The organism is Rugosimonospora acidiphila (assembly GCF_039543385.1).
GTDB lineage: Bacteria > Actinomycetota > Actinomycetes > Mycobacteriales > Micromonosporaceae > Rugosimonospora > Rugosimonospora acidiphila.
The window spans coordinates 20,211-43,904 of record NZ_BAABJQ010000027.1 but is presented as its reverse complement, the minus strand read 5'-3'; the positions used below and the strand labels follow the sequence as shown (position 1 = coordinate 43,904).

At 71.7% G+C, this 23,694-nt stretch carries 21 protein-coding genes; 14 read left to right on the top strand and 7 right to left on the bottom strand.

Going from position 1 to position 23,694, the window contains the following annotated elements; all coding sequences use genetic code 11:
• Window positions 1–74: 74 nt before the first annotated feature.
• The 5 genes from ABEA87_RS33020 to ABEA87_RS33000 form a co-directional block, all read right to left on the bottom strand.
• Complete coding sequence (locus ABEA87_RS33020; RefSeq protein WP_345636343.1) at window positions 75–1,067, bottom strand: permease prefix domain 1-containing protein; 993 nt, start codon at window positions 1,065–1,067, stop codon at window positions 75–77.
• Window positions 1,064–1,402: a PadR family transcriptional regulator gene (locus ABEA87_RS33015; protein WP_345636341.1), complete on the bottom strand. Its 339-nt coding sequence runs from the start codon at window positions 1,400–1,402 to the stop codon at window positions 1,064–1,066. Before ABEA87_RS33015 ends, ABEA87_RS33020 begins: the two co-directional genes overlap by 4 nt.
• 74 nt (window positions 1,403–1,476) lie before the next feature.
• The gene (locus tag ABEA87_RS33010) at window positions 1,477–2,076 is read right to left on the bottom strand and encodes a TetR/AcrR family transcriptional regulator (RefSeq protein WP_345636339.1); all 600 of its coding nucleotides are present in this window, start codon (window positions 2,074–2,076) and stop codon (window positions 1,477–1,479) included.
• Window positions 2,077–2,117: 41 nt separating this feature from the next.
• Window positions 2,118–2,855 carry an ABC transporter permease gene (locus tag ABEA87_RS33005; protein WP_345636337.1) on the bottom strand — a complete coding sequence of 246 codons (738 nt, stop codon included), beginning with the start codon at window positions 2,853–2,855 and terminating at the stop codon, window positions 2,118–2,120.
• Entirely contained in the window at window positions 2,855–3,580 is a 726-nt protein-coding gene (locus ABEA87_RS33000; protein ID WP_345636335.1) for an ABC transporter ATP-binding protein, read from the bottom strand. The genes ABEA87_RS33005 and ABEA87_RS33000 overlap by 1 nt, the downstream gene beginning before the upstream one ends.
• A 112-nt stretch (window positions 3,581–3,692) precedes the next feature.
• Here ABEA87_RS33000 and ABEA87_RS32995 point away from each other — a divergent pair, with 112 nt between their 5' ends.
• From ABEA87_RS32995 to ABEA87_RS32980, 4 genes are read left to right on the top strand one after another with little or no spacing between them, the layout of a single operon-like run.
• Window positions 3,693–4,067 (top strand): MerR family transcriptional regulator, encoded by a 375-nt coding sequence (locus tag ABEA87_RS32995; protein ID WP_345636333.1) that lies wholly within the window; start codon window positions 3,693–3,695, stop codon window positions 4,065–4,067.
• Complete coding sequence (locus tag ABEA87_RS32990) at window positions 4,064–5,059, top strand: aldo/keto reductase (RefSeq protein WP_345636331.1); 996 nt, start codon at window positions 4,064–4,066, stop codon at window positions 5,057–5,059. The genes ABEA87_RS32995 and ABEA87_RS32990 overlap by 4 nt, the downstream gene beginning before the upstream one ends.
• 39 nt (window positions 5,060–5,098) lie before the next feature.
• Window positions 5,099–5,401, top strand: a complete 303-nt coding sequence (locus tag ABEA87_RS32985; protein ID WP_345636329.1) for a hypothetical protein — start codon at window positions 5,099–5,101, stop codon at window positions 5,399–5,401.
• Window positions 5,398–5,706: a hypothetical protein gene (locus ABEA87_RS32980; protein ID WP_345636327.1), complete on the top strand. Its 309-nt coding sequence runs from the start codon at window positions 5,398–5,400 to the stop codon at window positions 5,704–5,706. The genes ABEA87_RS32985 and ABEA87_RS32980 overlap by 4 nt, the downstream gene beginning before the upstream one ends.
• 61 nt (window positions 5,707–5,767) lie before the next feature.
• Here the strand turns inward: ABEA87_RS32980 and ABEA87_RS32975 are convergent, their stop codons facing one another.
• On the bottom strand, window positions 5,768–8,239 hold the full coding sequence (locus tag ABEA87_RS32975) for a midas domain-containing protein (protein ID WP_345636325.1): 2,472 nt from the start codon (window positions 8,237–8,239) through the stop codon (window positions 5,768–5,770).
• Window positions 8,240–8,726: 487 nt separating this feature from the next.
• On the opposite strand from ABEA87_RS32975, the gene hisI reads away from it, so the two are divergent.
• The 6 genes from hisI to trpA all read left to right on the top strand — a co-directional run bounded on the left by hisI (window position 8,727) and on the right by trpA (window position 14,210).
• Complete coding sequence (hisI, locus tag ABEA87_RS32970; RefSeq protein WP_345636323.1) at window positions 8,727–9,080, top strand: phosphoribosyl-AMP cyclohydrolase; 354 nt, start codon at window positions 8,727–8,729, stop codon at window positions 9,078–9,080.
• Window positions 9,077–10,606 (top strand): anthranilate synthase component I, encoded by a 1,530-nt coding sequence (locus ABEA87_RS32965; protein ID WP_345636321.1) that lies wholly within the window; start codon window positions 9,077–9,079, stop codon window positions 10,604–10,606. Before hisI ends, ABEA87_RS32965 begins: the two co-directional genes overlap by 4 nt.
• On the top strand, window positions 10,603–11,148 hold the full coding sequence (locus tag ABEA87_RS32960) for a Trp biosynthesis-associated membrane protein (protein WP_345636319.1): 546 nt from the start codon (window positions 10,603–10,605) through the stop codon (window positions 11,146–11,148). Before ABEA87_RS32965 ends, ABEA87_RS32960 begins: the two co-directional genes overlap by 4 nt.
• 167 nt (window positions 11,149–11,315) lie before the next feature.
• On the top strand, window positions 11,316–12,119 hold the full coding sequence (gene trpC / locus ABEA87_RS32955; protein ID WP_345636442.1) for an indole-3-glycerol phosphate synthase TrpC: 804 nt from the start codon (window positions 11,316–11,318) through the stop codon (window positions 12,117–12,119).
• Window positions 12,116–13,357, top strand: a complete 1,242-nt coding sequence (trpB, locus tag ABEA87_RS32950; RefSeq protein ID WP_345636317.1) for a tryptophan synthase subunit beta — start codon at window positions 12,116–12,118, stop codon at window positions 13,355–13,357. The genes trpC and trpB overlap by 4 nt, the downstream gene beginning before the upstream one ends.
• A gap of 40 nt (window positions 13,358–13,397) precedes the next feature.
• The gene (trpA, locus tag ABEA87_RS32945) at window positions 13,398–14,210 is read left to right on the top strand and encodes a tryptophan synthase subunit alpha (protein ID WP_345636315.1); all 813 of its coding nucleotides are present in this window, start codon (window positions 13,398–13,400) and stop codon (window positions 14,208–14,210) included.
• A 43-nt stretch (window positions 14,211–14,253) separates the two neighbouring features.
• On the opposite strand, the gene ABEA87_RS32940 is transcribed toward trpA, so the two are convergent.
• Window positions 14,254–14,748 carry an NUDIX hydrolase gene (locus ABEA87_RS32940; RefSeq protein ID WP_345636313.1) on the bottom strand — a complete coding sequence of 165 codons (495 nt, stop codon included), beginning with the start codon at window positions 14,746–14,748 and terminating at the stop codon, window positions 14,254–14,256.
• A gap of 78 nt (window positions 14,749–14,826) precedes the next feature.
• On the opposite strand from ABEA87_RS32940, the gene lgt reads away from it, so the two are divergent.
• From lgt to ABEA87_RS32920, 4 genes are all read left to right on the top strand, one after another.
• Entirely contained in the window at window positions 14,827–16,077 is a 1,251-nt protein-coding gene (gene lgt / locus ABEA87_RS32935; RefSeq protein ID WP_345636311.1) for a prolipoprotein diacylglyceryl transferase, read from the top strand.
• A gap of 8 nt (window positions 16,078–16,085) precedes the next feature.
• Complete coding sequence (locus ABEA87_RS32930; RefSeq protein WP_345636309.1) at window positions 16,086–17,294, top strand: FAD-dependent oxidoreductase; 1,209 nt, start codon at window positions 16,086–16,088, stop codon at window positions 17,292–17,294.
• A gap of 243 nt (window positions 17,295–17,537) precedes the next feature.
• On the top strand, window positions 17,538–22,157 hold the full coding sequence (gltB, locus tag ABEA87_RS32925) for a glutamate synthase large subunit (protein WP_345636307.1): 4,620 nt from the start codon (window positions 17,538–17,540) through the stop codon (window positions 22,155–22,157).
• On the top strand, window positions 22,150–23,682 hold the full coding sequence (locus ABEA87_RS32920) for a glutamate synthase subunit beta (RefSeq protein WP_345636305.1): 1,533 nt from the start codon (window positions 22,150–22,152) through the stop codon (window positions 23,680–23,682). The genes gltB and ABEA87_RS32920 overlap by 8 nt, the downstream gene beginning before the upstream one ends.
• The last annotated feature ends 12 nt before the right edge of the window (window positions 23,683–23,694 follow it).

Here is a 23,694-nt window from a genome sequence, read left to right as displayed (position 1 = left end):
ATCATTCACGTCAAACAATGCGATCGTGGAGCGTCGTCAACCGGCCGGTATGGCGGAAGTGGCACGGCGGTGGATCACTGTCCCTTGGTGGGCGTCGGCGAGAGCGGCGGGCGCGCGTCGCGGAAGTTCTTGATCACTCGGCGCGCGCTGATGGCGAGCACGACCAACGCGACGACGGTGTACGCCTCGTCGGGGGTCTTCCAGTCCGGCCCGTTGAAGTCCGTCAGGAAAACCTGGTCGAAGAGGGTGTGCTGGTCGAGGATCCAGGCCAGTGGCAGCGCGAACACCGCCTGGGCGATGCCGCTGGCGGCGGCGAGGGTGAACGTCCACCTGCGGGCGGCGAACCGAACCAGATTGAGCACCACGATGCCGCCGAGGCCGGCGAGGACCGGCCAGATCCAACCCGACCACAGCTCCGGGTTGAGTATCTGGAGTTGCCTGGTGTGCCCGTCGGCGTCATCGAGCCGGTAGGGCTTCGCGACCTGCTGCCACACGGTAAAGCCGATCAGCAGCGCGTCGACCAGCGCCCAGACGCAGGCCGCGACGCCGCGCTTGTCCTGCTCCGGCTGGTCGTCGGGGAGGTCGTCCGGGGACCAGGAGTCGGTGCGGGCGGCCACGCCGCGGCGCTGCCTGGACCTTTCGACCAGGGCGAATACCACGGTGGGCCAAGCGATCATCTGGGGGGCGACGGTGAACACCGTGGTGAGGGCGGTGACGACCGCCGAGCCGAGATCCTTGTTGTCCACGACATCGAGAACCACGAACACGATGACGATCACCGGCAGCACGGTCGTCAGCAGGATCACTAGCAGCCGCACGTACCGCGGGTAGAGCTCCGGTCCGATCAGCGTCAGGGGTCGGTCCGCGTAGCGGGCGGCCAGCCGGACCGGGTCACCCATCTCGGTGAGCACCTCGCGCTCCGCGGTGTCCCGATCGGCCACGGCGCGGGCCTCGACCGTGTCGGTGATCGTGCTGCGCAGCTCGTCGGCGATGTCTCCGCGCTGTTGGGGCGGGACGCGTCGAACGACCTCGTGCACGTAGCGCTCGGTCAGCGACCGGGTGCTCATCCGTTCTCCTTGGTGAGTTGTGAGATGGCAAGGACCAGGCCCTGCCACTCGCGGATCAGGCCGGTGCGCACTTGGGAGCCCTCCGGACTCGTGCGGTAGAACTTGCGCGGTCGGGACTCGTCGGTGTTCCACTCGCTCGTGAGCAGGCCCTGCTTCTCCAACCGCCGCAGCAGCGGGTAGAGCGTGTTGCCGTCGACGGTGACTCCGGCTTCCTCGAGCGTCTCCAGCAGCGCGTAGCCGTACTGCGGCTGTTCGAGGAGGGCCAGGCAGGCCAGCACGACGGTGCCCCGGCGCAACTCCTGCGCCTGGCCGAGAACGATGTCCTCCGTCGTCACGTGTCACACGATACTGTGTGGCACACACTAATGTGAAGCCCATGGGGTCGCCAGAATCTCGCGCGGCGTGAGGATCAGGGCACGGGGAGTGGGTCCAGCAGGTACCGGCGGATGGTCGGGGCCAGCGACGCGACCACCACCTCCGGGGCGGCGCCGGCAAGCGGCTCCAGCTTCAGCACGTACCGGATCATCGCCATGCCGATCATCTGCGCGGCGACCAGCGAGCCGCGCATCGGCGCCTCGGCCGGATCCAGGTCGAGTTGGCCGAGCACCCGGCGCAGGATCTGGGTGGTCAGGAACTCCCGCAGCATGCGGGCCGACCAGTCGTGCTGCAGGCCGCTGCGGAGCAGCGCCACCGCGGCCGCCCCCGTCACCGGGTCGTCCCAGATGCGCACGAAGGTGCTCACCAGCCGGTTGGGCAGTTCCTCGAGGTCGCCGTCGAGCACCTGGGGGAGCAGGCTCACCGGGTCGAACGGCGCCTCGACCGTGGCCAGGAACAGTTGCTCCTTCGTGCCGAAATAGTGGTGGACCAGCGCCGGATCGACTCCGGCGCCGGTCGCGATCTGGCGGATCGAGGCATTGTCGAATCCGCGGTCGGCGAAGGCATCCCGCGCCGAGCGCAGGATGGCCTCCCGGGTGTCCTGGTTACCGGGCCTTCGGCCGGTGCGTGCCAATTGCTCGCCTCTCCTCGTCCGCCGCTGACGGTGGCGTCCGCTCACCCCGTCCGGCGACGCAGGGTACCGGCGGCCAGGCCGAGCGCCAGGATCGCCGCGCCCACCACGACGCAGAGGTCCCGCCATATCAGGCCGCTCGGATCGGCGTGCCGGCCGACCTCCTGTAGCCCCTGCACCGCATAGGTCAGCGGCATCGCCGTGGACAGCGCGTGCAGCCAGCCCGCCATCCGGTCGCGTGCCACGAACAGCCCGCACAGGAAGATCTGAGGAAAGGCGACCAGCGGCATGAACTGCACCGCCTGGAACTCGCTGGACGCGAAGGCGCTAAAGAACAGGCCGAGGGCCATGCCCAGGACCGCGTCGGCCACCGCGATCACGATCACCAGCGCGGGACTGCCGGCCGTGTGCAGGCCGAACGCCCAGTAGGCCAGGCCGGTGCCCGCGGCCGCCTGGATCGCGGCGAGCAGGCCGAAGGCGATCCCGTACCCGAAGAGCAGGTCCAGCTTGTGCAGCGGGGTGGTCAGCAGCCGCTCCAGGGTGCCGCCGGTCCGCTCGCGCAGCATCGCGATGCTGGTGATCAGGAACATCAGCACGAACGGGAACACACACAGCATCACCAGGCCGACGCGGTCGAACGTGCCCGGCTGGTTCTCGAACAGGTAGTAGACCAGCGTCAGCAGGACCAGCGGCAACCCGATGATCATCACTATGGTCCGCCGGTCGTGGGCGAGTTGTCGCAGCACGCGTGCGGTGGTGCGGAGCATGATCGTCGCGGACATCACGCCGACACCTCCTCGCGCTGCCGGATCAACCGCAGGAACGCCGTCTCCAGGTCGTCCGTGCCGGCGCCGGCCCTCACCGCCGCTGGGGTGTCGTCGGCGATCACCCGGCCCTCCCTGATCAGCACCAGCCGGTCGCAGCGGCCCGCCTCGTCCATGACGTGGCTGGACACGACCAGCGTGGTGCCGGCCGCGGCCAGAGCGTGGAACCGCTGCCACAGCTCGTCGCGCAGCACCGGGTCCTGCCCGACGGTGGGCTCGTCCAGGATCAGCAGCCTCGGGTCGCCGAGCAGCGCGCAGGCCAGGGAGGCGCGGCTGTGCTGCCCGCCGGACAGCGTGCGGACCAGCTGCCCGGCCGCGCGCTCCAGCCCCACGTCACGGATGGCCCGATCGGCGTCTCGGCCGGTGACGCCCGGGTAGAGGCTGGCGAAGTAGCGAGCGTTCTCCCGCACGGTCAGGTCCGGATAGACGCTGGGCGCCTGTGTGACGTAACCGATCTCTCGGCGCAGCGTCGGGCTGCCCGCCGGCCGTCCCAGCACCTCGATCCGGCCCGACCGTACTCGCTGCACGCCCACGATCGCGCGCATCAGGGTGGTCTTGCCGCTGCCGCTGGGGCCGAGCAGGCCCGTCACGCAACCCTCTCGCACCGCCGTGCTGATGCCGTGCAGCACGGTCCTTTTCCCCCGGATCACGACGAGGTCCCGGACCTCCACCGCGTGCGCCATGGTCCCTCCAAGATTTCATCAGCCGTTGAAATCAACGCTAGATGAAATCTTGGGTTGGGGCAATCGTGGTTGGCTTGACTTTGAGTCCACTCGAAGGGGGAGGCTGGTTGACATGGATCGCGGGCTGACGGTGGGTGAGGCGGCGGCCAAAGTGGGACTCTCCGCGCACACCCTGCGCTGGTACGAGCAGGAGGGCCTGGTCGAGCCGGTGAGCCGGGACGGGGCCGGCCGGCGCCGCTACGAGAGCGATGACCTGGACTGGTTAATGTTGCTGACCAGGCTGCGCACCACGGGGATGTCCGTGCGGGACATGCGCAGGTACGCGGAGTTGGCCCGGCTCGGGCCGCAGACGGTGAGCGAGCGGCTGCGCCTGTTCGAGGAGCACAAGGCGCACGTACTGGAGCGCATCGTCGACCTGCAACGCGACCTGGAAGCGATCAACGTCAAGATCGAGATTTACCGGCAGATGGAGCAAGAGCAACTATGAAGCAACGGCGTTTGGGCAGGGGCGGCCCGGAGGTATCCGAGATCGGTCTCGGCTGCATGGGCATGAGCTTCGCCTACGGCGAGCGCGACGACGAGGAGTCCGCCCGGACCTTGCACCGGGCCCTCGACCTCGGCGTCACGTTCCTCGACACCGCCGACATGTACGGCGCCGGCCACAACGAGCAGCTGATCGGCCGGACCCTGGGCGGGCGGCGCGACGAGTTCTTCCTGGCCACCAAGTTCGGTTTCCGCTCGCCCACCGGTGGGCCGCGTTCCGACGCACCCGACACCTTCATCGACACCTCGCCGGAGTACGTGCGGGAGGCCTGCGACGCGTCCCTGAGCCGGCTCGGCTTCGACACGATCGACCTGTACTACGCCCACCGGCGCAACCCGGACGTGCCGATCGAGGACACCGTCGGGGCGATGGCCGGACTGGTGGCGGCCGGCAAGGTGCGGCACCTGGGCTTGTCGGAGGTGAACGCGCAGACCCTGCGCGCCGCTCACGCGGTGCACCCGATCGCCGCGCTCCAGGTCGAGTACTCCCTGTTCAGCCGGGAGATCGAGGACGAGCTGCTGGACACCTGCCGCGAGCTGGGGATCGCCGTGGTGGCGTACTCGCCGGTCGGGCGGGGGCTGCTCACCGGTACCGTCACCGCCGACCAGGTGGGCCGGCAGGGTGACTTCCGTGGCGGGGTGCCGCGCTTCCAGGGCGAAAATTTGGACAAAAACCTCAAGCTCGTCGAGGCGGTGCGCCGAGTGGCCGCGACGCTGAGCGCCACGCCGGCTCAGGCGGCGCTCGCCTGGCTGCTGGCCCGGGACGAACTGGTGATCCCGATCCCGGGCACCAAGCGGGTGAAATACCTCGAGGAGAACACGGCTGCCTCCGAGATCACGCTCACCCCGGAGCAGTTCGAGTCGATCGAATCGGCGGCCACCGGGGTCGCCGGGGCGCGGTACTCCGACGCCTCCCTGCAGTTCGTCAACCAGTAGCCGACCGGTAACGCACCACGCGCGTGGTACGTTGGTGAGGTGGAGGAGCGCTACAGCTTCACGACCGACGGCCTGCACAACCTCGCGGTCTACGGGGTGAGCCCGACGCACGCGTGGTCCGCGTTGACCGCGCTGCGCCGGGTCATCCGCCATCTCGGCGACGAGTTGGACGAGACCGACGTCAAGCTCGTGTTCGCGCAGACCGACGGCGGGTATGTGGTGGTGTTCCTCGCGGAGTCCGACCGCGACGACAACGATTGGGACATCATCGCGGCGCGGCACATGTGGCCGGACGAGGTGGCCATGTTCGAGAAGTTGGCCGCAGGGGGTAGTCAGTCATGAAGCGAGACAAAGAAATCAATGAGGCGATCGGTGGCAGCCTCAGCGACGTGCTCGCCAATGGTGCCGACGCGTCACTGTCCACACCGGACACCGCCACGCCAATGGTCAGCCGATCGCTCCGCCTGCCGCTGGAGACGTACGAGCGATTGCAGGTGGCGGCGGCGACCCGCCACGTGCCGATCACCACGCTGATGCGGGATTTCATCGAGGCGGGCCTGGCGGAGTTGGATGACACCGCGACCGTGCCACTGGCCGACGTCCGGCGGGCACTGGCGGCGCTGGCCAGCCACAGCAGGGCGGCCTGACGGCTGAAACGACCAACGCGGCCGGGGACGTGAACTCCCCGGCCGCGCTCGTACCCTCCGCTTACAACGCCAGTACCCGCTCCAGGAAGTCCCGGTACCTGCGCAGCGCGATCCGCAGGGACTCGGTGTCCGGGTTGTCGGAGTGCTGGCGAGGGTCGAGATCCAACTGCTCGGCGAGGAGCGCCTCGGCCAGTGCCCGTACCGCCTCGGTCACGAGCGCCTGCGCCTCGGCCACCGCCTCGGCGGGCTCGTCGACGAACCGGGCCTGGACCTCCTTGAGGTGGTCGCGGAACCCGGCCGCGGCGTCGGGCGTCCAGACCGCGATGGTCGTCTGCCCCACGTCGCCGGGGCGCAACTGGGTCACCTCGCCGTAGACGACGGCCTCCCGGACGGTACCGGGGAGGGAGGCATCCTCGGCCTCGATGCCGTACCCGGCGTCCTCCACCGCCACGAAGGTCGAAAACGCCTCGCTCGGTGCCTCGTCGGCCGCCGGGTCGGACTGGTCGGTGAGGCCGTCACCGACGGTTCCCACCCCGGCGGGCAGCGGCGTGGCGGGCGCGATCGGCTCGGCGGGCTCGGCGGGCTCAGCGGGCTCGGCGGCGGACGCGATGATCTCTTCGGCCTCGGCGACCACCTCCTGCGGGTCGACGCCCGCGAGTTGGTCCTCGGCCGAGTCGTCCTCGGTCGAGATCTCGTCGGTACCAGCGGTGACCGGCTCCGGCTCGTCGTCGGTGTCGTGGTCGCCCTCGGTCTCCTCGGCGGCTTCGGGCTCCACCGCAACCGGCTCCGCCACCGTCGCGTCGTCGCTCGATCCCGCTTCGGCCTCGGCGACAACCTCGGTCTCGGTGGCCGCGCCGGCATCGAGTTCCGGCTCGCCTGCGACCTCGACTCCGACCCCGGCCGACTGCTCGTCGGCGGACTCGGCTTCGGCGGTCTCGACCTCAGCGGACTCGGCTTCGGCGGTCTCGACCTCAGCGGACTCGGCTTCGGCCGCCGGTTCTTCGGTGGGCGGTTCTTCGGCCGCCGGGTCCTCGGCCGGACTGGACTCTACGTCCGATTCGTCGATTGGGTCGCTGCCTTCGTTCTCGTCCGCGGCGGCCGTGGCGGGGGCGGCCTCTGCCTCGGGCTCGTCGGGCTGCGTCTCGTCGGTCGCGTCGGCCTCGGTTTCGGCCTCGGCTTCCGGCTCCTCTGCGGCCTCCGGTTCCGCGGCTTCCGGCTCCTCGGCGGCCGATGGCTCTGCGGTGGCCTCTGGTTCCTCGGTGGTTTCGGCGGTCGCTTCCGGTTCCGTCCGCGGGTCGGCCTCGGCCGCTGGTTCCTCGGTGGGTTCCGTGGCGGCCTCCGGTTCGGTGGCGGCGTCCGCATCGTCGGCCGCTTCCTCGGCCGGCTCGGGGTCGGCGTCCGCCTGGGGTTCGTCGGGCTGGGCCTCGGCGTCCGGTTCGGCGGTGGCGTCAACGTCAGCGGTCGCTTCGGGTTCGGACTGCGGGTCGGCCTCGGCCGCTGGTTCCTCGGTGGGTTCCGTGGCGGCCCCCGGCTCGGCGGTGATCTCCGCGTCCACGTCGGCCGTTGCGGCGGTCGGTTCGGCATCGGCAGGTTCGGCGTCGGTTGCCGGCTCCGAGGCTCCGTCATCGACCTCGGCGGCCGGTGCGGTCTCGGAGGCGTCCTGCTCGGCGGCGGACTCCTGCTCGGCGTCGGGCTCGGCGGCGTCGGCGGACTCGGCGGCGTCGGCGGACTCGGCGGCGTCGGCGGCCTGGGGCTCGGAGGGCTCCGTGGCGTCGGTGGGCTCTGCGGCGTCGACCGGCTCTGCGGCGTCGACCGGCTCTGCGGCGTCGACCGGCTCTGCGGCGTCGACCGGCTCCGGGTCGGTTTGCGGCTCGTCGGCGGAGGCGTCGCCCTCGGCCTGTGGACCGTCGGGCTGCGCGTCGTCGGCCGGATCGGGGTCCGGCTCGGCGGCCTCGGCTGGTTCGGCGGCGGCCTCGGGCTCCGCGTCCGGCTCTACGACGGGCTCTTCGGCGGCCTCAGGCTCGGCGGGCGCTTCCGCCTCAGGCTCGGCGGGCGCTTCCGCTTCAGGGAGCGCCTCGGGCCCAGCCGTCATGTCGTCGGGGTTGGCCTCGGCCTCCAACACGTCGGACGATTCCGCGGCCGGCTCGTCGTCGGTCGCGGGCGCCTCGGGCTCTTCCGGAGACTCGGCTGCGGGTTCGGCGGCGGCCTCGCCGGGCGCCTCGGGTTCGCCGGATGCCTCGGGCTCTACGGGAGCATCGGCCACCGCATCGGGTGCCGTATCGGAGGCACTCCCGGCCTCGGCGGTCGCGTCGCGCTGTGGTTCGGCGTCGGCCAGTGGTTCGGCGTCGGCCGGTGGCTCGGTATCGGCCTCGGTCGCGAAATTCTCGGCCCCGGAACTCTCGGCCCCGGAACTCTCGGCGTGGAAATTCTCGGCCGTGAAAGTCTCGGCTGTCGGTTCGGTCTCGGCGGCGGGGGCCGCCTGATCGTCTTGCGCGGAGTCAGCCGCTGGTTCGCCGGTCGGCAATCCGATCATCGGTTGCTCCGCGGCGATCTCGTCGGCTGGCGATCGGGGGGCCGGGATCGCCGCCGTCGGCTCGGAACCGGATGTTGGCGGCACGTCGTCGGCACGTTCGATGTTTGCCTGCATTGGCAGTTCTCCGTCCGCTCTGTCTGGCGGTACGAACGCCAGACGCTGGTCCGCTCGCTCCGCGCGGACTCGCGGCATGGCCACGCACTCTCCCGCGAAAAGGCGCATTTGGGTACGCCGAATCACGCCGCGGCGGAGCACACGACGACGGGTAGAGTCGCCCCAGATGTCCGCTCTGGTGAAGGAAGACCGAAAAGTGCAGGGGAGTGTGCGATCGCCGGGAATCAGTGGCGGCGCAGTGCATACGGTACCCCCGCAAGTCCAGCAGCACAGCCCCCGAAATCGACTGAGCTCACCGCCGAAATCGTGTGCTGGGCGACGGATGCGGGACTGCGTGGCAGAGGGACCGGAGAGTAGGGAACAATCGGGCACTGTGGCCCCCGTACTCGCCCCCGAAGTCGCCGCCCGGCTGCGCCGTGATCCGGCCGGCCTGGTCGCCGCCGTCGTTCAGCAGCACGACACCGGTGAGGTGTTGATGCTCGCCTGGATGGACGAGGAGGCGTTGCGTCGCACCGTGGCGACGGGCCGCGCCACGTACTGGTCGCGCAGCCGCCGGGAGTACTGGGTGAAGGGCTCGACGTCCGGGCACCATCAGTATGTGCGCTCGGTGGCGCTGGACTGTGACGGCGACGCGTTGCTGGTAAAGGTGGAGCAGGTCGGTGCGGCCTGTCACACCGGCACGCGCACCTGCTTCACCGATGTGATCTATGAGGAGAAGGACGAGTGACCACCGGCGTCGTGACCCCCGATGAGGGGACATTTCGAGCGCTGGCCAGGGCGCACCGGGTGATCCCGGTTACCCGCCGGCTGCTCGCCGACGGGGAGACCCCGGTCGGTGTCTACCGGAAGCTGGCCGGCGGGCCCGGCACCTTCCTGCTGGAGTCTGCCGAGCAGGGCTCGTCCGGCAGCACCGCGTGGTCGCGGTACTCGTTCATCGGGGTCCGTAGCGCCGCCACGCTGACCGAGCGCGACGGCCAGGCGCACTGGCTCGGCACCCCGCCCGAGGGCGTGCCGGTCGACGGCGACCCGGTCAAGGCGCTGCGCGGCACGCTGGCGGCGCTGGCCGGGTCGGGTACCCCGCAGACGGGCGAGGACCTGCCTCCGCTGACCGGTGGGCTGGTCGGGTACCTCGCCTACGACATCGTGCGCCGGTTCGAGCGGCTGCCCGAATTGGGCACCGACGACCTGCGCGTCCCCGAACTGGGCATGCTGCTGGCCACCGATCTGGTGGTACTGGACCATTTCACCGGCTCCGCGCTGCTGGTGGCCAACGCGGTGCTTCCGATCGAGGTAGACGACGAGCGGGCCAGCGCGGCCTATCATCACGCGATCGGCCGGCTGGACGCGATGACCACGGCACTGTCCCGGCCGACCCCGCCACTCGTGTCCACTGTGGACTTTCCTGGGGTGGGTCGGGTGGTCTCGCGTACGCCGGAGGGGCAGCACCCCAAGTCGGTCGAGATGGCCAAGGACGCCATCCGCGACGGCGAGTGTTTCCAAATCGTTGTATCTCAACGGTTCGAACGGCCCACCGAGGCCGACCCGCTGGACGTCTACCGGGTGCTGCGCGCGAGCAATCCGAGCCCATACATGTACCTCGTCCGGTTTGACGGCTTCGACGTGGTCGGCTCGTCGCCGGAGGCGCACCTCAAGGTGACCGACCGGCAGGCGATGCTGCACCCGATCGCCGGTACCCGCTGGCGGGGGCAGACCCAGGCGGAGGACGCCCGGCTGGCCGAGGAGTTGCTGAACGACCCCAAGGAGCGGGCCGAGCACGTGATGCTGGTCGATCTCGGCCGCAACGACCTGGGCCGGGTGTGCCGGCCGGGCAGCGTGCAGGTGCAGGAGTTCGCCACCATCGAGCGGTACAGCCACGTGATGCACATCGTGTCTACCGTGACCGGTGAGCTGTCCGATGACCGTACGGCGTTCGACGCGCTGGTGGCGACGTTCCCGGCCGGTACCCTCTCCGGGGCTCCGAAGGTCCGCGCCATGGAGATCATCGAGGAACTCGAGCCGACCCGGCGCGGCGTGTACGGCGGGATCGTCGGCTACTTCGGCTTCGGTGGCGACCTGGACACCGCCATCGCGATCCGGACGGCGATGATGCGGGACGGCGTCGCGTACGTCCAGGCCGGCGGGGGAGTGGTCGCCGACTCGGACCCGGTCGCCGAGGAGCGGGAAACCCGGAACAAGGCCGCCGCCGTGCTCGCCGCCATCGCGGCCGCCGAGACGCTACGCCCGGCGCGATGAGCGGGGAGCGGCGCGGCCTGACCAAGGCGGTACTCGGCTGTGCGGCCGGCGCGGCCCTGGCTCTGCTGGCCGCGTCCCGGACCTGGGCGGTCGTGATCACCCGGCACACCGCGCCGGCCGCGGTGGTGCGCACGCCGCACACCGGCTCCGCGTTGGTGCCCTGGCTGACCGCGCTGGCCCTGGTCGCGCTCGCCGGTGCCGGCGCGTTGCTGGCCACCCGCGGCCGGTCGAGGTCGGTGGTCGGCGTACTGCTGCTGCTCGCCGGGGCGGGCGTGCTGGGCGGCGGAGTCTACGGGCTGGCCACCGTCGCGCACGTCACCGTCGTCTGGCCGGTACTGGCGATGATAGGCGCGCTGGGGATCGGGTACGGCGGCTTCGAGGCCACCTTCCACAGCCGCTCCTGGCCGGCGATGGGCGGGCGGTACGAGCGCCCGCAGGCCCCGCGCACCCCCGCGGAGGACGAGCCTCAACACACCGGCCCATCGCGCTCTGACGTGGCGATGTGGGACGCGCTGGATCGGGGCGAGGACCCGACGAGGTAGCTATGACCGATCATGGACCCAACCACGAGGAATGGGCATTATGCAGCAGTCCACCTCGTGAGGCATGCCATACCCCCACCACTAGGGGCCGGATGGCGCCCCCTAGCATCGGGCCCATGACACCCGACGAGGGGAGTCCGATGTCAACCGCCGCGGGCAGCCCGAGCGTGCTCGACGAGATCCTGGCCGGCGTGCGGGAAGATGTCGCGGCCCGACAGCAGCGCACCCCATTGGAGCTCGTCCGCGAGCTAGCCGCTGCGGCTCCGCCACCCAAGGACGCCTTTGGCCTGCTACGCGCGCCGGGTGTCGGCGTGATCGCTGAGGTCAAGCGCTCCTCGCCGTCCAAGGGCCGGCTCGCCGAGATTCCCGACCCGGCCGAACTCGCCGGGGAGTACGCGGCCGGCGGAGCGCGGTGCATCTCGGTGCTCACCGAGAACCGGTGGTTCGGCGGCAGCCTGGAGGACTTCGACGCGGTCCGGGCGGTGGTCGACGTGCCGCTGCTGCGGAAAGACTTCGTCGTCTCCAGTTACCAGGTGCACGAGGCCCGCGCGCACGGCGCCGACCTGGTGCTCCTGATCGTGGCGGCGCTCGAGCAGAACGCGTTGATGGGCCTGCTGGAGCGGGTCGAGTCACTCGGCATGACCGCGCTGGTCGAGGTGCACACCGAGGACGAGGCGGACCGGGCCATCGCCGCGGGCGCCCGGGTGATCGGGGTGAACGCCCGCGACCTGCGCACGCTTGAGGTGGATCGGGAGGTCTTCGAGCGGATCGCCCCCGGGCTGCCGAACAACATCGTCAAGGTCGCCGAATCCGGGGTGCGGGGGCCGCACGACCTGATCCGGTACGCCTCGGCCGGCGCCGACGCGGTGCTGGTGGGGGAGGGCCTGGTGACCCAGAAGAGTCCCCGCGAGGCGGTGGCGGAACTGGTCACGGCCGGCAGCCACCCGGCCACGCCGAGGCCGACGCGATGAGCGCGGACACGCCGGGCGCGGACACGCCGGGCGGCGGGGCCACCGGGGCGCTGCCGGACTCGGCCGGGCACTTCGGGCGCTTCGGCGGCCGGTTCATGCCGGAGGCGCTGATCCCGGCCCTGGACGAACTGGAGGCCCAGTACCGGGCGATCCAGTCGGACCCGGACTTCCAGAACGAGTTCGCCAGGCTGCTGCGCGAGTACGCCGGGGTGCCGTCGATGCTCTACGACGCCACCCGGCTGTCCGAGGCGGTCGGTGCCCGAATCCTGCTCAAGCGCGAAGACCTCAACCACACCGGCGCGCACAAGGTGCGCAACGTCCTGGGCCAGGCACTGCTGACCCAGCGGATGGGCAAGAAGCGGATCATCGCGGAGACCGGTGCCGGACAGCACGGGGTGGCCAGCGCGACCGCGGCCACGCTGTTCGGCCTGGAGTGCGTGGTGTACATGGGCGAGGAGGACACCCGCCGCCAGGCGCTCAACGTGGCCCGCATGCGGATGCTGGGCGCCACGGTGGTGCCGGTGACCAACGGCTCGCGCACGCTCAAGGACGCGATGAACGAGGCGCTGCGCGACTGGGTGACCAACGTCGAGAGCACCCACTACCTGATCGGTACCGCGGCCGGGCCGCACCCGTTCCCCGCGATGGTGCGTGACTTCGCCCGGGGCATCGGCGTCGAGGCCCGGGCCCAGTGCCTGGAGCTGACCGGCCGGCTGCCCGACGCGGTCTGTGCCTGCGTGGGCGGCGGCTCGAACGCGATCGGGATCTTCCACGCGTTCGTTCCGGACGCCTCCGTGCGGCTGTACGGCTTCGAGGCCGGCGGCGAGGGCATCTCTACCGGTCGGCACGCCGCCAGCATCACCGGCGGCGACCCCGGGGTGCTGCACGGCGCCCGGACCTACATCCTGCAGGACGAGGACGGCCAGACGATCGAGTCGCACTCGATCTCGGCCGGGTTGGACTACCCCGGGGTCGGTCCGGAGCACGCCTGGCTGCACGACACCGGCCGGGCGACCTACGAGCCGGTCACCGACGCCGAGGCGATGGACGCGTTCGCGCTGCTGTGCCGCACCGAGGGGATCATCCCGGCCATCGAGAGCGCGCACGCGCTGGCCGGTGCCCGCCGGGTCGCGCGGTCGCTGGGCCCGGACGCGACGATCGTGGTCAACCTGTCCGGCCGCGGGGACAAGGACGTGGAGACGGCAGGAAAGTTCTTCGGCATCCTCGGGGAGCAGTAGTGGACGCATCCGGCGCGGGTCGCCGTACGGCGGTGGCCCGGTGAGCCTGGCCCCCATTTTTGACAAGGCGCGCGCCGAGGGGCGCGGCGTGCTGGTGGGCTGCATGCCGGCGGGCTTCCCGACGGTGGAGGGCGGCATCGAGGCGATGCGCGCCATGGTGGCCGCCGGCGTGGACGTGATCGAGGTCGAGCTGCCGTACTCCGATCCGGTGATGGACGGGCCGGTGATCCAGCGGGCCAGCGAGATCGCGCTGGCCGGCCGGGTACGCACCGCCGACGTGCTGCGCACGATCGAGGCGGTCGCGCAGGCCGGCGCGCCGGTGGTGATGATGACCTACTGGAACCCGATCGAGCGGTACGGCGTCGACCGGTTCGCCCGTGACTTCGCGTCGGCCGGCGGGGCAGGGTTGATCACGCCCGACCTGATCCCGGACGAGGCGCAGGAGTGGCTGGCCGCGTCCGACCGGCACGGACTGGACCGGGTCTTCCTGGTCGCGCCGGCGTCCACGGACGAGCGGCTGGAGATGACGGCCGCACACTGCCGGGGCTTTGTCTACGCGACCAGCGTGATGGGGGTGACCGGCGCCAGGGCACAGACCTCGATGGCGGCGCCCGCGCTGGTCGAGCGGCTGCGCCGGTTCACCGAACTGCCGATCGGAGTGGGGCTGGGGGTGCGCGACGGTGCCCAGGCGGCGGCCGTGGCCGGGTACGCGGACGGGGTGATCGTCGGCAGCGCGCTGATCCGCTGCCTGCTCGACGCGCCCGACCTGAACTCGGGCCTGGACGCGCTGCGCGCGTTGAGCGCCGACCTGGCACAGGGCGTGCGCGACGCCGACCGGGCCCCGAGCGCTTAGGTCCAGTCCTGCTGATCAACTGCCCGGCTCGCGGCGGGCGGGTTCAGATGGAGGAGAGCACCTCTTCGGAGGACGGGTCGACCGCCTCCGAAACCTCGGGCTCCGACTTGCGCTGGACCACCCGCAACACGCCGGAGCGGCCGGCCGCCGCGTCGGCCAGCGCGATCGCCGCTGTGGCCGTCGTCGGCTCCGGCAGGTCGCCGGCGTCCTCCCAGGTCAGCCGGCGGATGCGGCCCGGCGCGTTGAGGGTGACCTCGCCCTCGATCTTTGCCCGGAAGACGTAGACCACGACGTCCGGCAGGTCGTCGCCGCACCCGTCGCCGGTCAACTGGTACAGCCCGACGAGGTCGGACACCTCGACATCGGTGCCAATTTCCTCGCAGATGTCCCGCGCGGCCGCGTGGACCGGGCTCTCGCCGAGGCGGATCGTGCCGCCCGGCAGGCCCCAGAGTCGATGCCCCTGGCTCTGCTGACACAGCAGAACGCGGCCGGCGGGATCCTGGATCACCGCCGCGACCGCGGATTCAACGGAATTCATGAATGGAGAGCCTAGGCCGGTCATTAACTCCAGACCAGGGGCGCCTCGCGCTTCCCGACAGCGGTAGCGTGTGCATTCGTGAACCTCGCCGCAATTCCGAGCCCCACGACCGCGGTCTGGGACCTGGGACCGATCCCGATCCGGGCATACGCGCTGTTCATCGTGCTCGGCATCGTTGCCGCCTGCGTGGTGGCCGAGGTGCGGATGCGCCGGCTGGGCGCCCCACCGTATTTGATCCTGGACATCGCGGTCTGGGCGGTGCCGCTGGGCATCGTCGGCGCCCGCGTCTATCACGTGATCACCTCGCCGGACGCATACTTCGGCGAGGGCGGCCATCCGGTGGACGCCCTCAAGGTCTGGCACGGCGGCCTCGGCATCTGGGGTGCCATCGCCGGCGGGGTGCTGGGCGCCTGGATCGCCTGCCGGCAGCGCGGCGTCCCGCTATTCTTCGTCGCCGACGCGGCGGCGCCGGGGCTGCCGCTGGCGCAGGCGCTGGGCCGGTGGGGCAACTGGTTCAACAACGAGCTGTACGGCCGCTCGACGTCGCTGCCCTGGGGCCTGCGGGTGCACGTCATGGACGACCAGAACCCGGGCCACGCGCTGGTCATGGACGGCAAGCCGGTCGTCCAGCAGGGGCTCTACCAGCCGACCTTCCTGTACGAGTCGCTGTGGGACGTCGGCGTGGCGATCCTGGTCTGGCAGCTGGACAAGCGGTACCGGTTCGGCCGGGGCCGGGCGTTCGCGCTCTACGCGATGGCGTACACGGCCGGCCGGGCCTGGGTCGAGGCGCTGCGGGTGGACACCGCGCACCACTTCCTCGGCCTGCGGCTCAACGACTGGACCTCGATCGTGGTGTTCCTGGCGGCGCTGATCTACTTCGTTCGGGTACGCGGGCCGCAGCTGCGCCTGGTCCCCGGCGAGGACGGCCAGCTGATCGCCGAGCCGGTGGTCGACGGCGGCGCGGCCGGCGGAGTCGCCGGTGTCGCTGCCCCGGCCGGCGACGCCACGGGCGACGACGTCGAGCTGGTCGACGCCACCGGCGGCGGGTCCGGGGGCGGCGGGTCCGGGGGCGGCGGTTCCGGCTCGGATGATGACGATCCCGGCGAGGTGGTCGTGGTCGGGGCCGGCCCGAGCGCCGGAGTGGCGGACGGCTCGGTCGGCGAGGCCGGTGTGGTCGGTGGCGGTGCGGCCGGGACCGGCGCGGCCGGGACCGGCGGGGCCGGGGGCGGCGCGGTCGGCGGCGAGCCGGAGGACTCGGTGTGGCGGGCGGACCCGTCCGGGGATGACGCGCCGCCCGGCGACGCGACCCACGGTACGACCGAGAAGTAGGAGGAGCGATGCGCTCGGCGGTCGTGGTCGGGGCCGGGATCGGCGGGTTGGCCGCCGCCGGTGCGCTGGCCCGCACCGGCTGGGAGGTCACCCTCCTGGAGCGCGGCGACCGGCTGCGCGGGGACAGCGCGGCCCTGCTGATCTGGCCCAACGGGGTGCGCGCGCTGCGCGCGATGGACCTCTCCGGCGGCCTGAACGCGATAGCCAGCCCGGCGCCGTCGCGCGGGATCCGCCGCCCGAGCGGGCAGTGGATGGTGCAGCCCGACGACGCCGTCGAGCGCGACGCGGACGCCTCGGTCGTGGTGCACCGCGAGGATCTGCACGACACGCTGGTAGCGGGGCTGGGCGACAAGATCGACATCCGTACCGGCGTGCAGGTGCGCGCCGTGCGCTGCGAGCCGGGCGAGCAGCCGTCGGTCAGCGACGGCCGCAGCACTTGGCAGGCGGATTTCGTCGTGGCGGCGGACGGGCTGGACAGCGTGGTGCGCCGCAGGCTGGTCCCGGAGTCCAGTGTGGTGGCCGCCGGCTGTGCGGCGTGGCGCGCGGTGATCCCGTGGTACAGGGCGCCGAAGCTGCCCGCCGACGGCGCCGGTACCGGTGGCGAGACGCTCGGTGCCGGGCACCGTTTCCGGTACGCGCTGCTGGGCGAGCCGGGTTCGGCCGGCGTCTCCGGCCGGGGCGGGGTGTACTGGGCGGCGACGGTCCCGGGTGCGAGCCGGCCCGAACCGCCGGCCACCCAGCTGAGCCTGCTGCGGCGGTGGTTCGCCGGCTGGCACGCGCCCATCGGCGACCTGCTGGCCGCCACCGAGCCGGACGACCTCATCCAGCACCCGGTCGCGGAGCTGCGCCCGCTGCCCCGCGCGTTCTCCTTCCCCGCCGGGCCGGGCGGCTTCGTGCTGCTCGGCGACGCGGCCCACGCCATGAGCCCTCACCTCAGCCAGGGCGCCTGCCTCGCGCTGGAGGACGCGGCGACGCTCCGGGTGCTGCTGAAGGACGCGATTCCCGGGCGCACCCTGCAGGGTGCCCTGGACGCGTACAGCCGGGCCCGGCGGCCGCGGCTGGCCCGCATCCTGCGCCAGTCCCGCCGGGTGGGGGCCGTCTACTCGGCCAACGGCACGCTGGCGGTGCGCGCCCGCGACGCCGCCCTCGGGCTCACCCCGAACCGGTTGCTGGGTCGGGCCTCGGACACGGTCCGGCAGTGGCGGCCGCCGGCGTGACGCGCCGCCACCGGCGTGCCGCGTCGCCAGTCTGACCTGTTTGCCCGCTCCATCCTGGTTTCCATCCCCATGAAGGGAGTTAATCGCCGCAAAGCGTCGGCATCGACAATTAACAATATGTGATCAATATAGTGCCAGCCGGCCGTACACGGGGCCGGCCGGGCCGGTTACCGTAGACTCGAGAAGCTTTACAGGGCCGACGTCGTCCCGTTCCCCGCTTCGCGAATGACGTCAGGAGGCCCGATGGCATACCCGTACCCTCAGGACGCCACGGGGGGCGCTGCTTTGCGCCTCGGTCCGGCCTCGGCCACCCATTCCCGGGGGCTGTATGACCCCGCGTACGAGCACGACGCGTGCGGCGTCGCCTTCGTGGCCGATATCGAGGGTCATCGCACCCATGGCGTGGTGGAGAAGGGGCTGGCCGCGCTGTGCCGCCTCGACCACCGCGGGGCGCGGGGAGCGGAACCCAATACCGGGGACGGCGCGGGGATCCTGCTGCAGATCCCGGACGCGTTCTACCGCGCCGAGGTCGACTTCGCGCTGCCGCCGGCCGGCCAGTACGTGACGGGGCTGGTGTTCCTGCCGGTCGCCCCGGCGGACGCGGCCCGCGCGGTGACGGTGGTGGAGAAGTACGCGCTGGTCGAGGGCGTCGAGGTGCTGGGCTGGCGGGAGGTGCCGGTCGACGCGGCCGGGCTGGGCGCCACGGCGCTGGCCGCCCGCCCGCACATCCGTCAGGTCTTCCTGTCCGCGCGGCGGCTGACCGCCACGGCCGCCGGGCCGGCCGGGGTCGCGCTGTCCGGTGTGGAGCTGGAGCGGGTCGCGTTCTGCGTGCGCAAGCAGGCCGAGCGGGAGACCCGGGAGCGCGGCATCCCCGTACACTTCCCGTCGCTGTCCGGGCGCACCATGGTCTACAAGGGCATGCTCACCCCCGACCAGCTGGTCAGCTTCTTCCCCGAACTGTCGGACCCGCGGGTGGACAGCGCCATCGCGCTGGTGCACTCCCGGTTCTCCACCAACACGTTCCCGTCCTGGCCGCTGGCGCACCCGTACCGGTACATCGCGCACAACGGCGAGATCAACACCGTACGGGGCAACCGGAACTGGATGGCCGCCCGCGAGGCGCTGCTGGCCTCCCCGCTGATTCCCGGCAACATCAAGCGGCTGTTCCCGATCTGCGCCCCGGGCGCCTCCGACTCGGCCAACTTCGACGAGGTCCTCGAACTGCTCCACCTGGCCGGGCGCAGCCTGCCGCACGCGGTGCTGATGATGATCCCGGAGGCGTGGGAGAACGACCCCTCGATGGACCCGGCGCGCCGGGCGTTCTACGAGTTCCACGCGAGCCTGATGGAGCCGTGGGACGGTCCGGCGGCGGTGGCGTTCACCGACGGTACGGTCGTCGGCGCGGTGCTGGACCGCAACGGGCTGCGCCCCGGCCGGTGGTGGCGTACCTCCGACGGGCTGGTGGTGCTCGCCAGCGAGGCCGGCGTACTGGACCTCGACCCGGCCACCGTGGTGGCCAAGGGCCGGCTGCAGCCGGGCAAGATGTTCCTGGTCGACACCGCGGCCGGTGAGATCATCGAGGACGACGAGATCAAGGCGCGGCTGGCGGCCGAGCAGCCGTACGACGACTGGCTGATGGCCGGCCTCATGCGGCTCGAGGACCTGCCCGAGCGCGAGCACGTCATCTACACCCACGACTCGGTGCAGCGGCGCCAGCAGACCTTCGGGTACACCGAGGAGGAGCTGAAGATCCTGCTCGGCCCGATGGCCAGGACCGGGGCCGAGCCGCTGGGCTCAATGGGCACGGACACGCCGATCGCCGTGCTGTCCGAGCGCCCGCGGCTGCTCTACGACTACTTCGGTCAGCTGTTCGCCCAGGTCACCAACCCGCCGCTGGACGCGATCCGGGAAGAGTTGGTGACCAGCCTCGGCGCCACCATCGGGCCGGAGGGCAACCTGCTCGACCCGAGCCCGGCCAGCTGCCGGCAGATCCGGCTGCCCGGGCCGGTCATCGACAACGACGAACTGGCCAAGCTGCTGTCCATCGACGAGGACGGCGACATGCCGGGCTTCCGGGCGATCCGGGTCTCCGGGCTCTACCGGGTCCGGGACGGCGGGCAGGGGCTCAAGGCCCGGCTCACCGAGATCTGCCGGCACATCTCCGAGGCCATCGAGGACGGAGCGCGCATCCTGGTGCTCTCCGACCGGGACTCCACGGCCGACCTCGCGCCGATCCCGTCGCTGCTGCTCACCGCCGCGGTGCACCAGCATCTGATCCGGGAGCAGACCCGTACCCAGGTGGCGCTGCTCGTCGAGTCGGGCGACTGTCGCGAGGTGCACCACGCCGCCCTGCTGATCGGGTACGGTGCCGCCGCGGTCAACCCGTACCTGGCGTTCGAGTCCGTCGACGACCTGATCCTGACCAGTGCGCTGCCCGGCGTCGAGTCCGCCAAGGCCATTCGGAACTACGTCAAGGCGCTGGCCAAGGGCGTACTGAAAATCATGTCGAAGATGGGCATCTCGACCGTCTCGTCGTACTGCGGCGCCCAGGTCTTCGAGGCGATCGGGCTGGACGACGAGCTGATCGACCGGTACTTCACCGGCACCAGCAGCCGGATCGGGGGCATCGGGCTCACCGAGATCGCGACCGAGGTCGCGGCCCGGCACGCCCGCGCGTACCCGCCCAACCGCGCCGAGCGGCTGCACCGCCGGCTGGAGGTGGGCGGCGAGTACCAGTACCGCCGCGAGGGCGAGCTGCACCTGTTCAACCCGGAGACGGTGTTCCTGCTCCAGCACTCGACCCGCAGCGGCCAGTACGACGTGTTCAAGAGGTACACGACGGCGGTGGATGACCTGGCGGCCCGGGCGGGCAGCCTGCGCGGGCTGTTCGAGCTGCGGGAGGGCGACCGGGATCCGGTCCCGCTCGACGAGGTCGAGCCGGCCAGCGAGATCGTGAAGCGGTTCGCCACCGGGGCGATGAGCTACGGCTCGATCTCGGCCGAGGCCCACGAGACTCTGGCCATCGCGATGAACCGGCTCGGCGGCCGGTCGAACACCGGCGAGGGCGGCGAGGACATCGACCGGCTCTACGACCCGGCCCGTCGCTCGTCGGTCAAGCAGATCGCCTCCGGCCGCTTCGGGGTCACCTCCGAGTACCTGGTCAACGCGGACGACCTGCAGATCAAGATGGCGCAGGGCGCCAAGCCCGGCGAGGGCGGCCAGCTGCCCGGCAACAAGGTGTGGCCGTGGATCGCCAAGACCCGGCACGCCACGCCGGGCGTCGGGCTCATCTCGCCGCCGCCGCACCACGACATCTACTCGATTGAGGACCTGGCCCAGCTGGTCTACGACCTGAAGAACGTCAACCCGCGGGCGCGCATCCACGTCAAGCTGGTGGCTGAGGTCGGCGTGGGCACGGTCGCGGCCGGGGTGGCCAAGACCAAGGCGGACGTCATCCTGATCTCCGGTCACGACGGCGGTACGGGCGCGTCGCCGCTCAATTCGCTCAAGCACGCCGGGGCGCCGTGGGAGCTGGGGCTGGCCGAGGCGCAGCAGACGCTGCTGGCCAACGGCCTGCGCGACCGGGTCACGGTGCAGGTGGACGGCCAGCTCAAGACCGGCCGGGACGTGGTGGTCGCGGCGCTGCTCGGCGCCGAGGAGTTCGGCTTCGCCACCGCCCCGCTGATCGTCGAGGGCTGCGTGATGATGCGGGTCTGCCACCTCGACACCTGCCCGGTCGGCATCGCCACGCAGAACCCGACGCTGCGCGCCCGGTTCACCGGCAGGCCGGAGTTCGTGGAGAACTTCTTCCTCTTCCTCGCCGAGGAGGTCCGCGAGTACCTCGCCGCGCTGGGCTTCCGCAGTCTGGACGAGGCGATCGGGCACGCCGAGGTGCTCGACCTGGTGCCGGCGATCGAGCACTGGAAGGGCCAGGGCCTCGACCTGACCCCGGTGCTGCACGTGCCGGACCTGCCTGACGACGCGCCGCTGCGCCGGATGAGCAGCCAGGACCACGGGCTGGGCAAGGCGCTGGACAACCAGATAGTGGCGGGCGCCGCCCCGGCGCTGTCGGACGGTACGCCGACCCGGATCGAGATCGACGTACGCAACGAGCACCGCAGCGTCGGCGCGATGCTCGGCGGGGAGGTGACCCGCCGCTTCGGCGGCAAGGGGCTGCCCGACGACACCATCGAGGTGTACCTGCGCGGTACCGCGGGGCAGTCCTTCGGTGCCTTCGTCCCGAACGGGGTGACCCTGCGCCTTTCCGGCGACGCCAACGACTACGTCGGCAAGGGCCTGTCCGGCGGCCGGCTGGTGATCCGGCCGGACACCTCGGCGCCGTTCACCGCCGAGGAGCAGATCATCGCCGGGAACACCATCCTCTACGGCGCGACCGGCGGCGAACTGTTCCTGCGCGGCCGGGTGGGCGAGAGGTTCGCGGTGCGCAACTCGGGCGCCCTCGCGGTGGTCGAGGGTGTCGGCGACCACGGCTGCGAATACATGACCGGGGGCAGGGTGGTGGTGCTCGGCCCGACCGGGCGCAACTTCGCGGCCGGGATGTCCGGCGGCACCGCGTACGTGTGGCGGCTGGACCCGGGCCGGGTCAACCGTGAGCTGGTCGAGCTGGAGCCAGTCGCGGCCGACGACAAGCGGGCGCTGCGCGACCTGGTGGAGCGCCACCTCACCGAGACCGGATCGGTGGTCGCGCGGCGGTTGCTGGACAACTGGGCGGCCAGCGTGGAGGAGTTCACCGCCGTCATACCCCGGGAATACCGCCGGGTACTGGAAGCCATGCGTGCCGCCGAAGCTGCCGGCCTGGACATCGATGAGGCCGTGATGGCATCGGGAGGCGTCAATGCCTGATCCACAGGGGTTCCTGCGGTACGAGCGGAAGCTGCCCGCGCGGCGGCCGGTGCCGGTACGCATCCAGGACTGGCGGGAGGTGTACCCGTCCGCCGACGACGCGCTCGTACGCGAGCAGGCGACCCGGTGCATGGACTGCGGCATCCCGTTCTGCCACCACGGCTGCCCACTGGGCAACCGGATCCCGGACTGGAACGACCTGGTCCGCACCGGGCAGTGGCAGTTCGCCATCGAGTCGCTGCACGCCACCAACAACTTCCCGGAGTTCACCGGGCGGCTGTGCCCCGCGCCCTGCGAGGCGGCCTGCGTGCTGTCCATCAACGGCGGCGCGTCGGTGACCATCAAGCAGGTCGAGGTCGAAATCATCAACCGGGCGTTCGACAACGGCGACGTCGCGCCCCAACCGGCGCCGGAGCGGTCGGGCCGCCGGGTGGCCGTGGTCGGCTCCGGCCCGGCCGGGCTGGCCGCCGCGCAGCAACTCGCGCGGGCCGGGCACGAGGTCACCGTGTACGAGCGCGACGACGCCCCGGGCGGCCTGCTGCGCTACGGCATCCCGGACTTCAAGCTGGAAAAGTCGCACATCGACCGGCGGCTGGAGCAGCTGACCGCCGAGGGCGTGCGGTTCGAGACCGGGCGTGAGATCGGTACGGACCTCCCGCTGGCACGGCTGCGCGACGAGTACGACGCGGTGCTGTTGGCGGCCGGTGCGCTGTCCGGCCGGGACATGCCGGACACGCCGGGCCGGCAGCGGCCGGGCGTCCACCTGGCCATGGAGCACCTGGTGGCGTCGAACCGGGTCGTCTCCGGCCGGGCCGAGCGGACCCCAATCGACGCGCAGCTTGTCGAAGCGGCGACGGGTGAGCGTTCAATCGATGCGGCCGGTAAGCACGTCATCATCATCGGTGGCGGCGACACGGCGGCCGACTGCCTGGGCGTGGCGCACCGGCAGGGCGCGGCGAGCATCACCCAGCTCGACCTGTACCCGCTGCCGCCCGCCGACCGGGACGCCTCGCGCGACCCGTGGCCGACCTGGCCGTGGATCCTGCGCGAGTATCCGGCGCACGAGGAGGGCGGCGAGCGGGTGTTCGCGGTAGCCGTCCAGGAGTTCGCGGGCTCGCCCGACGCCGGCGACGCGGGCCGGGTCGAGGCGGTACGAATCGCCGAGGTGACCGTGGAGCGGGTCGACGGCCGGCGGGTGGTCACGCCCGTGCCCGGCACCGAGCGCGACCTGCCGGCGGATCTGGTGCTGCTCGCGATCGGGTTCGACGGCACCGAGGAGGGCCCGCTGCTGGACCAGCTCGGGCTCGCCCGCAACCGGCGCGGCGGGCTGGACTGCGCCGATGACTGGCAGACCGGCGTGCCGGGGGTGTTCGTGGCCGGCGACATGCATCGGGGTGCCTCGCTGATCGTCTGGGCGATCGCGGAGGGCCGGGCCGCCGCGTCGGCGATCCACACCTACCTGGGCGGGGCGGGCAGCCTGCCCGCACCGGTCGACCCCGGCGCGCTCGCGCTCGCGGCGAGCTAGCCGGCACCGCAT

What these genes read in the sequence shown, in the direction of transcription:
- ABEA87_RS33020 (WP_345636343.1), bottom strand. Translation starts at nt 1,067, where the DNA reads ATGAGCACCCGGTCGCTGACCGAGCGCTACGTGCACGAGGTCGTTCGA.
- ABEA87_RS33005 (WP_345636337.1), bottom strand. Translation starts at nt 2,855, where the DNA reads ATGTCCGCGACGATCATGCTCCGCACCACCGCACGCGTGCTGCGACAA.
- ABEA87_RS33000 (WP_345636335.1), bottom strand. Translation starts at nt 3,580, where the DNA reads ATGGCGCACGCGGTGGAGGTCCGGGACCTCGTCGTGATCCGGGGGAAA.
- ABEA87_RS32995 (WP_345636333.1), top strand. Translation starts at nt 3,693, where the DNA reads ATGGATCGCGGGCTGACGGTGGGTGAGGCGGCGGCCAAAGTGGGACTC.
- ABEA87_RS32990 (WP_345636331.1), top strand. Translation starts at nt 4,064, where the DNA reads ATGAAGCAACGGCGTTTGGGCAGGGGCGGCCCGGAGGTATCCGAGATC.
- ABEA87_RS32980 (WP_345636327.1), top strand. Translation starts at nt 5,398, where the DNA reads ATGAAGCGAGACAAAGAAATCAATGAGGCGATCGGTGGCAGCCTCAGC.
- ABEA87_RS32975 (WP_345636325.1), bottom strand. Translation starts at nt 8,239, where the DNA reads ATGATCGGATTGCCGACCGGCGAACCAGCGGCTGACTCCGCGCAAGAC.
- ABEA87_RS32960 (WP_345636319.1), top strand. Translation starts at nt 10,603, where the DNA reads ATGAGCGGGGAGCGGCGCGGCCTGACCAAGGCGGTACTCGGCTGTGCG.
- trpB (WP_345636317.1), top strand. Translation starts at nt 12,116, where the DNA reads ATGAGCGCGGACACGCCGGGCGCGGACACGCCGGGCGGCGGGGCCACC.
- ABEA87_RS32940 (WP_345636313.1), bottom strand. Translation starts at nt 14,748, where the DNA reads ATGAATTCCGTTGAATCCGCGGTCGCGGCGGTGATCCAGGATCCCGCC.
- ABEA87_RS32930 (WP_345636309.1), top strand. Translation starts at nt 16,086, where the DNA reads ATGCGCTCGGCGGTCGTGGTCGGGGCCGGGATCGGCGGGTTGGCCGCC.
- gltB (WP_345636307.1), top strand. Translation starts at nt 17,538, where the DNA reads ATGGCATACCCGTACCCTCAGGACGCCACGGGGGGCGCTGCTTTGCGC.
- ABEA87_RS32920 (WP_345636305.1), top strand. Translation starts at nt 22,150, where the DNA reads ATGCCTGATCCACAGGGGTTCCTGCGGTACGAGCGGAAGCTGCCCGCG.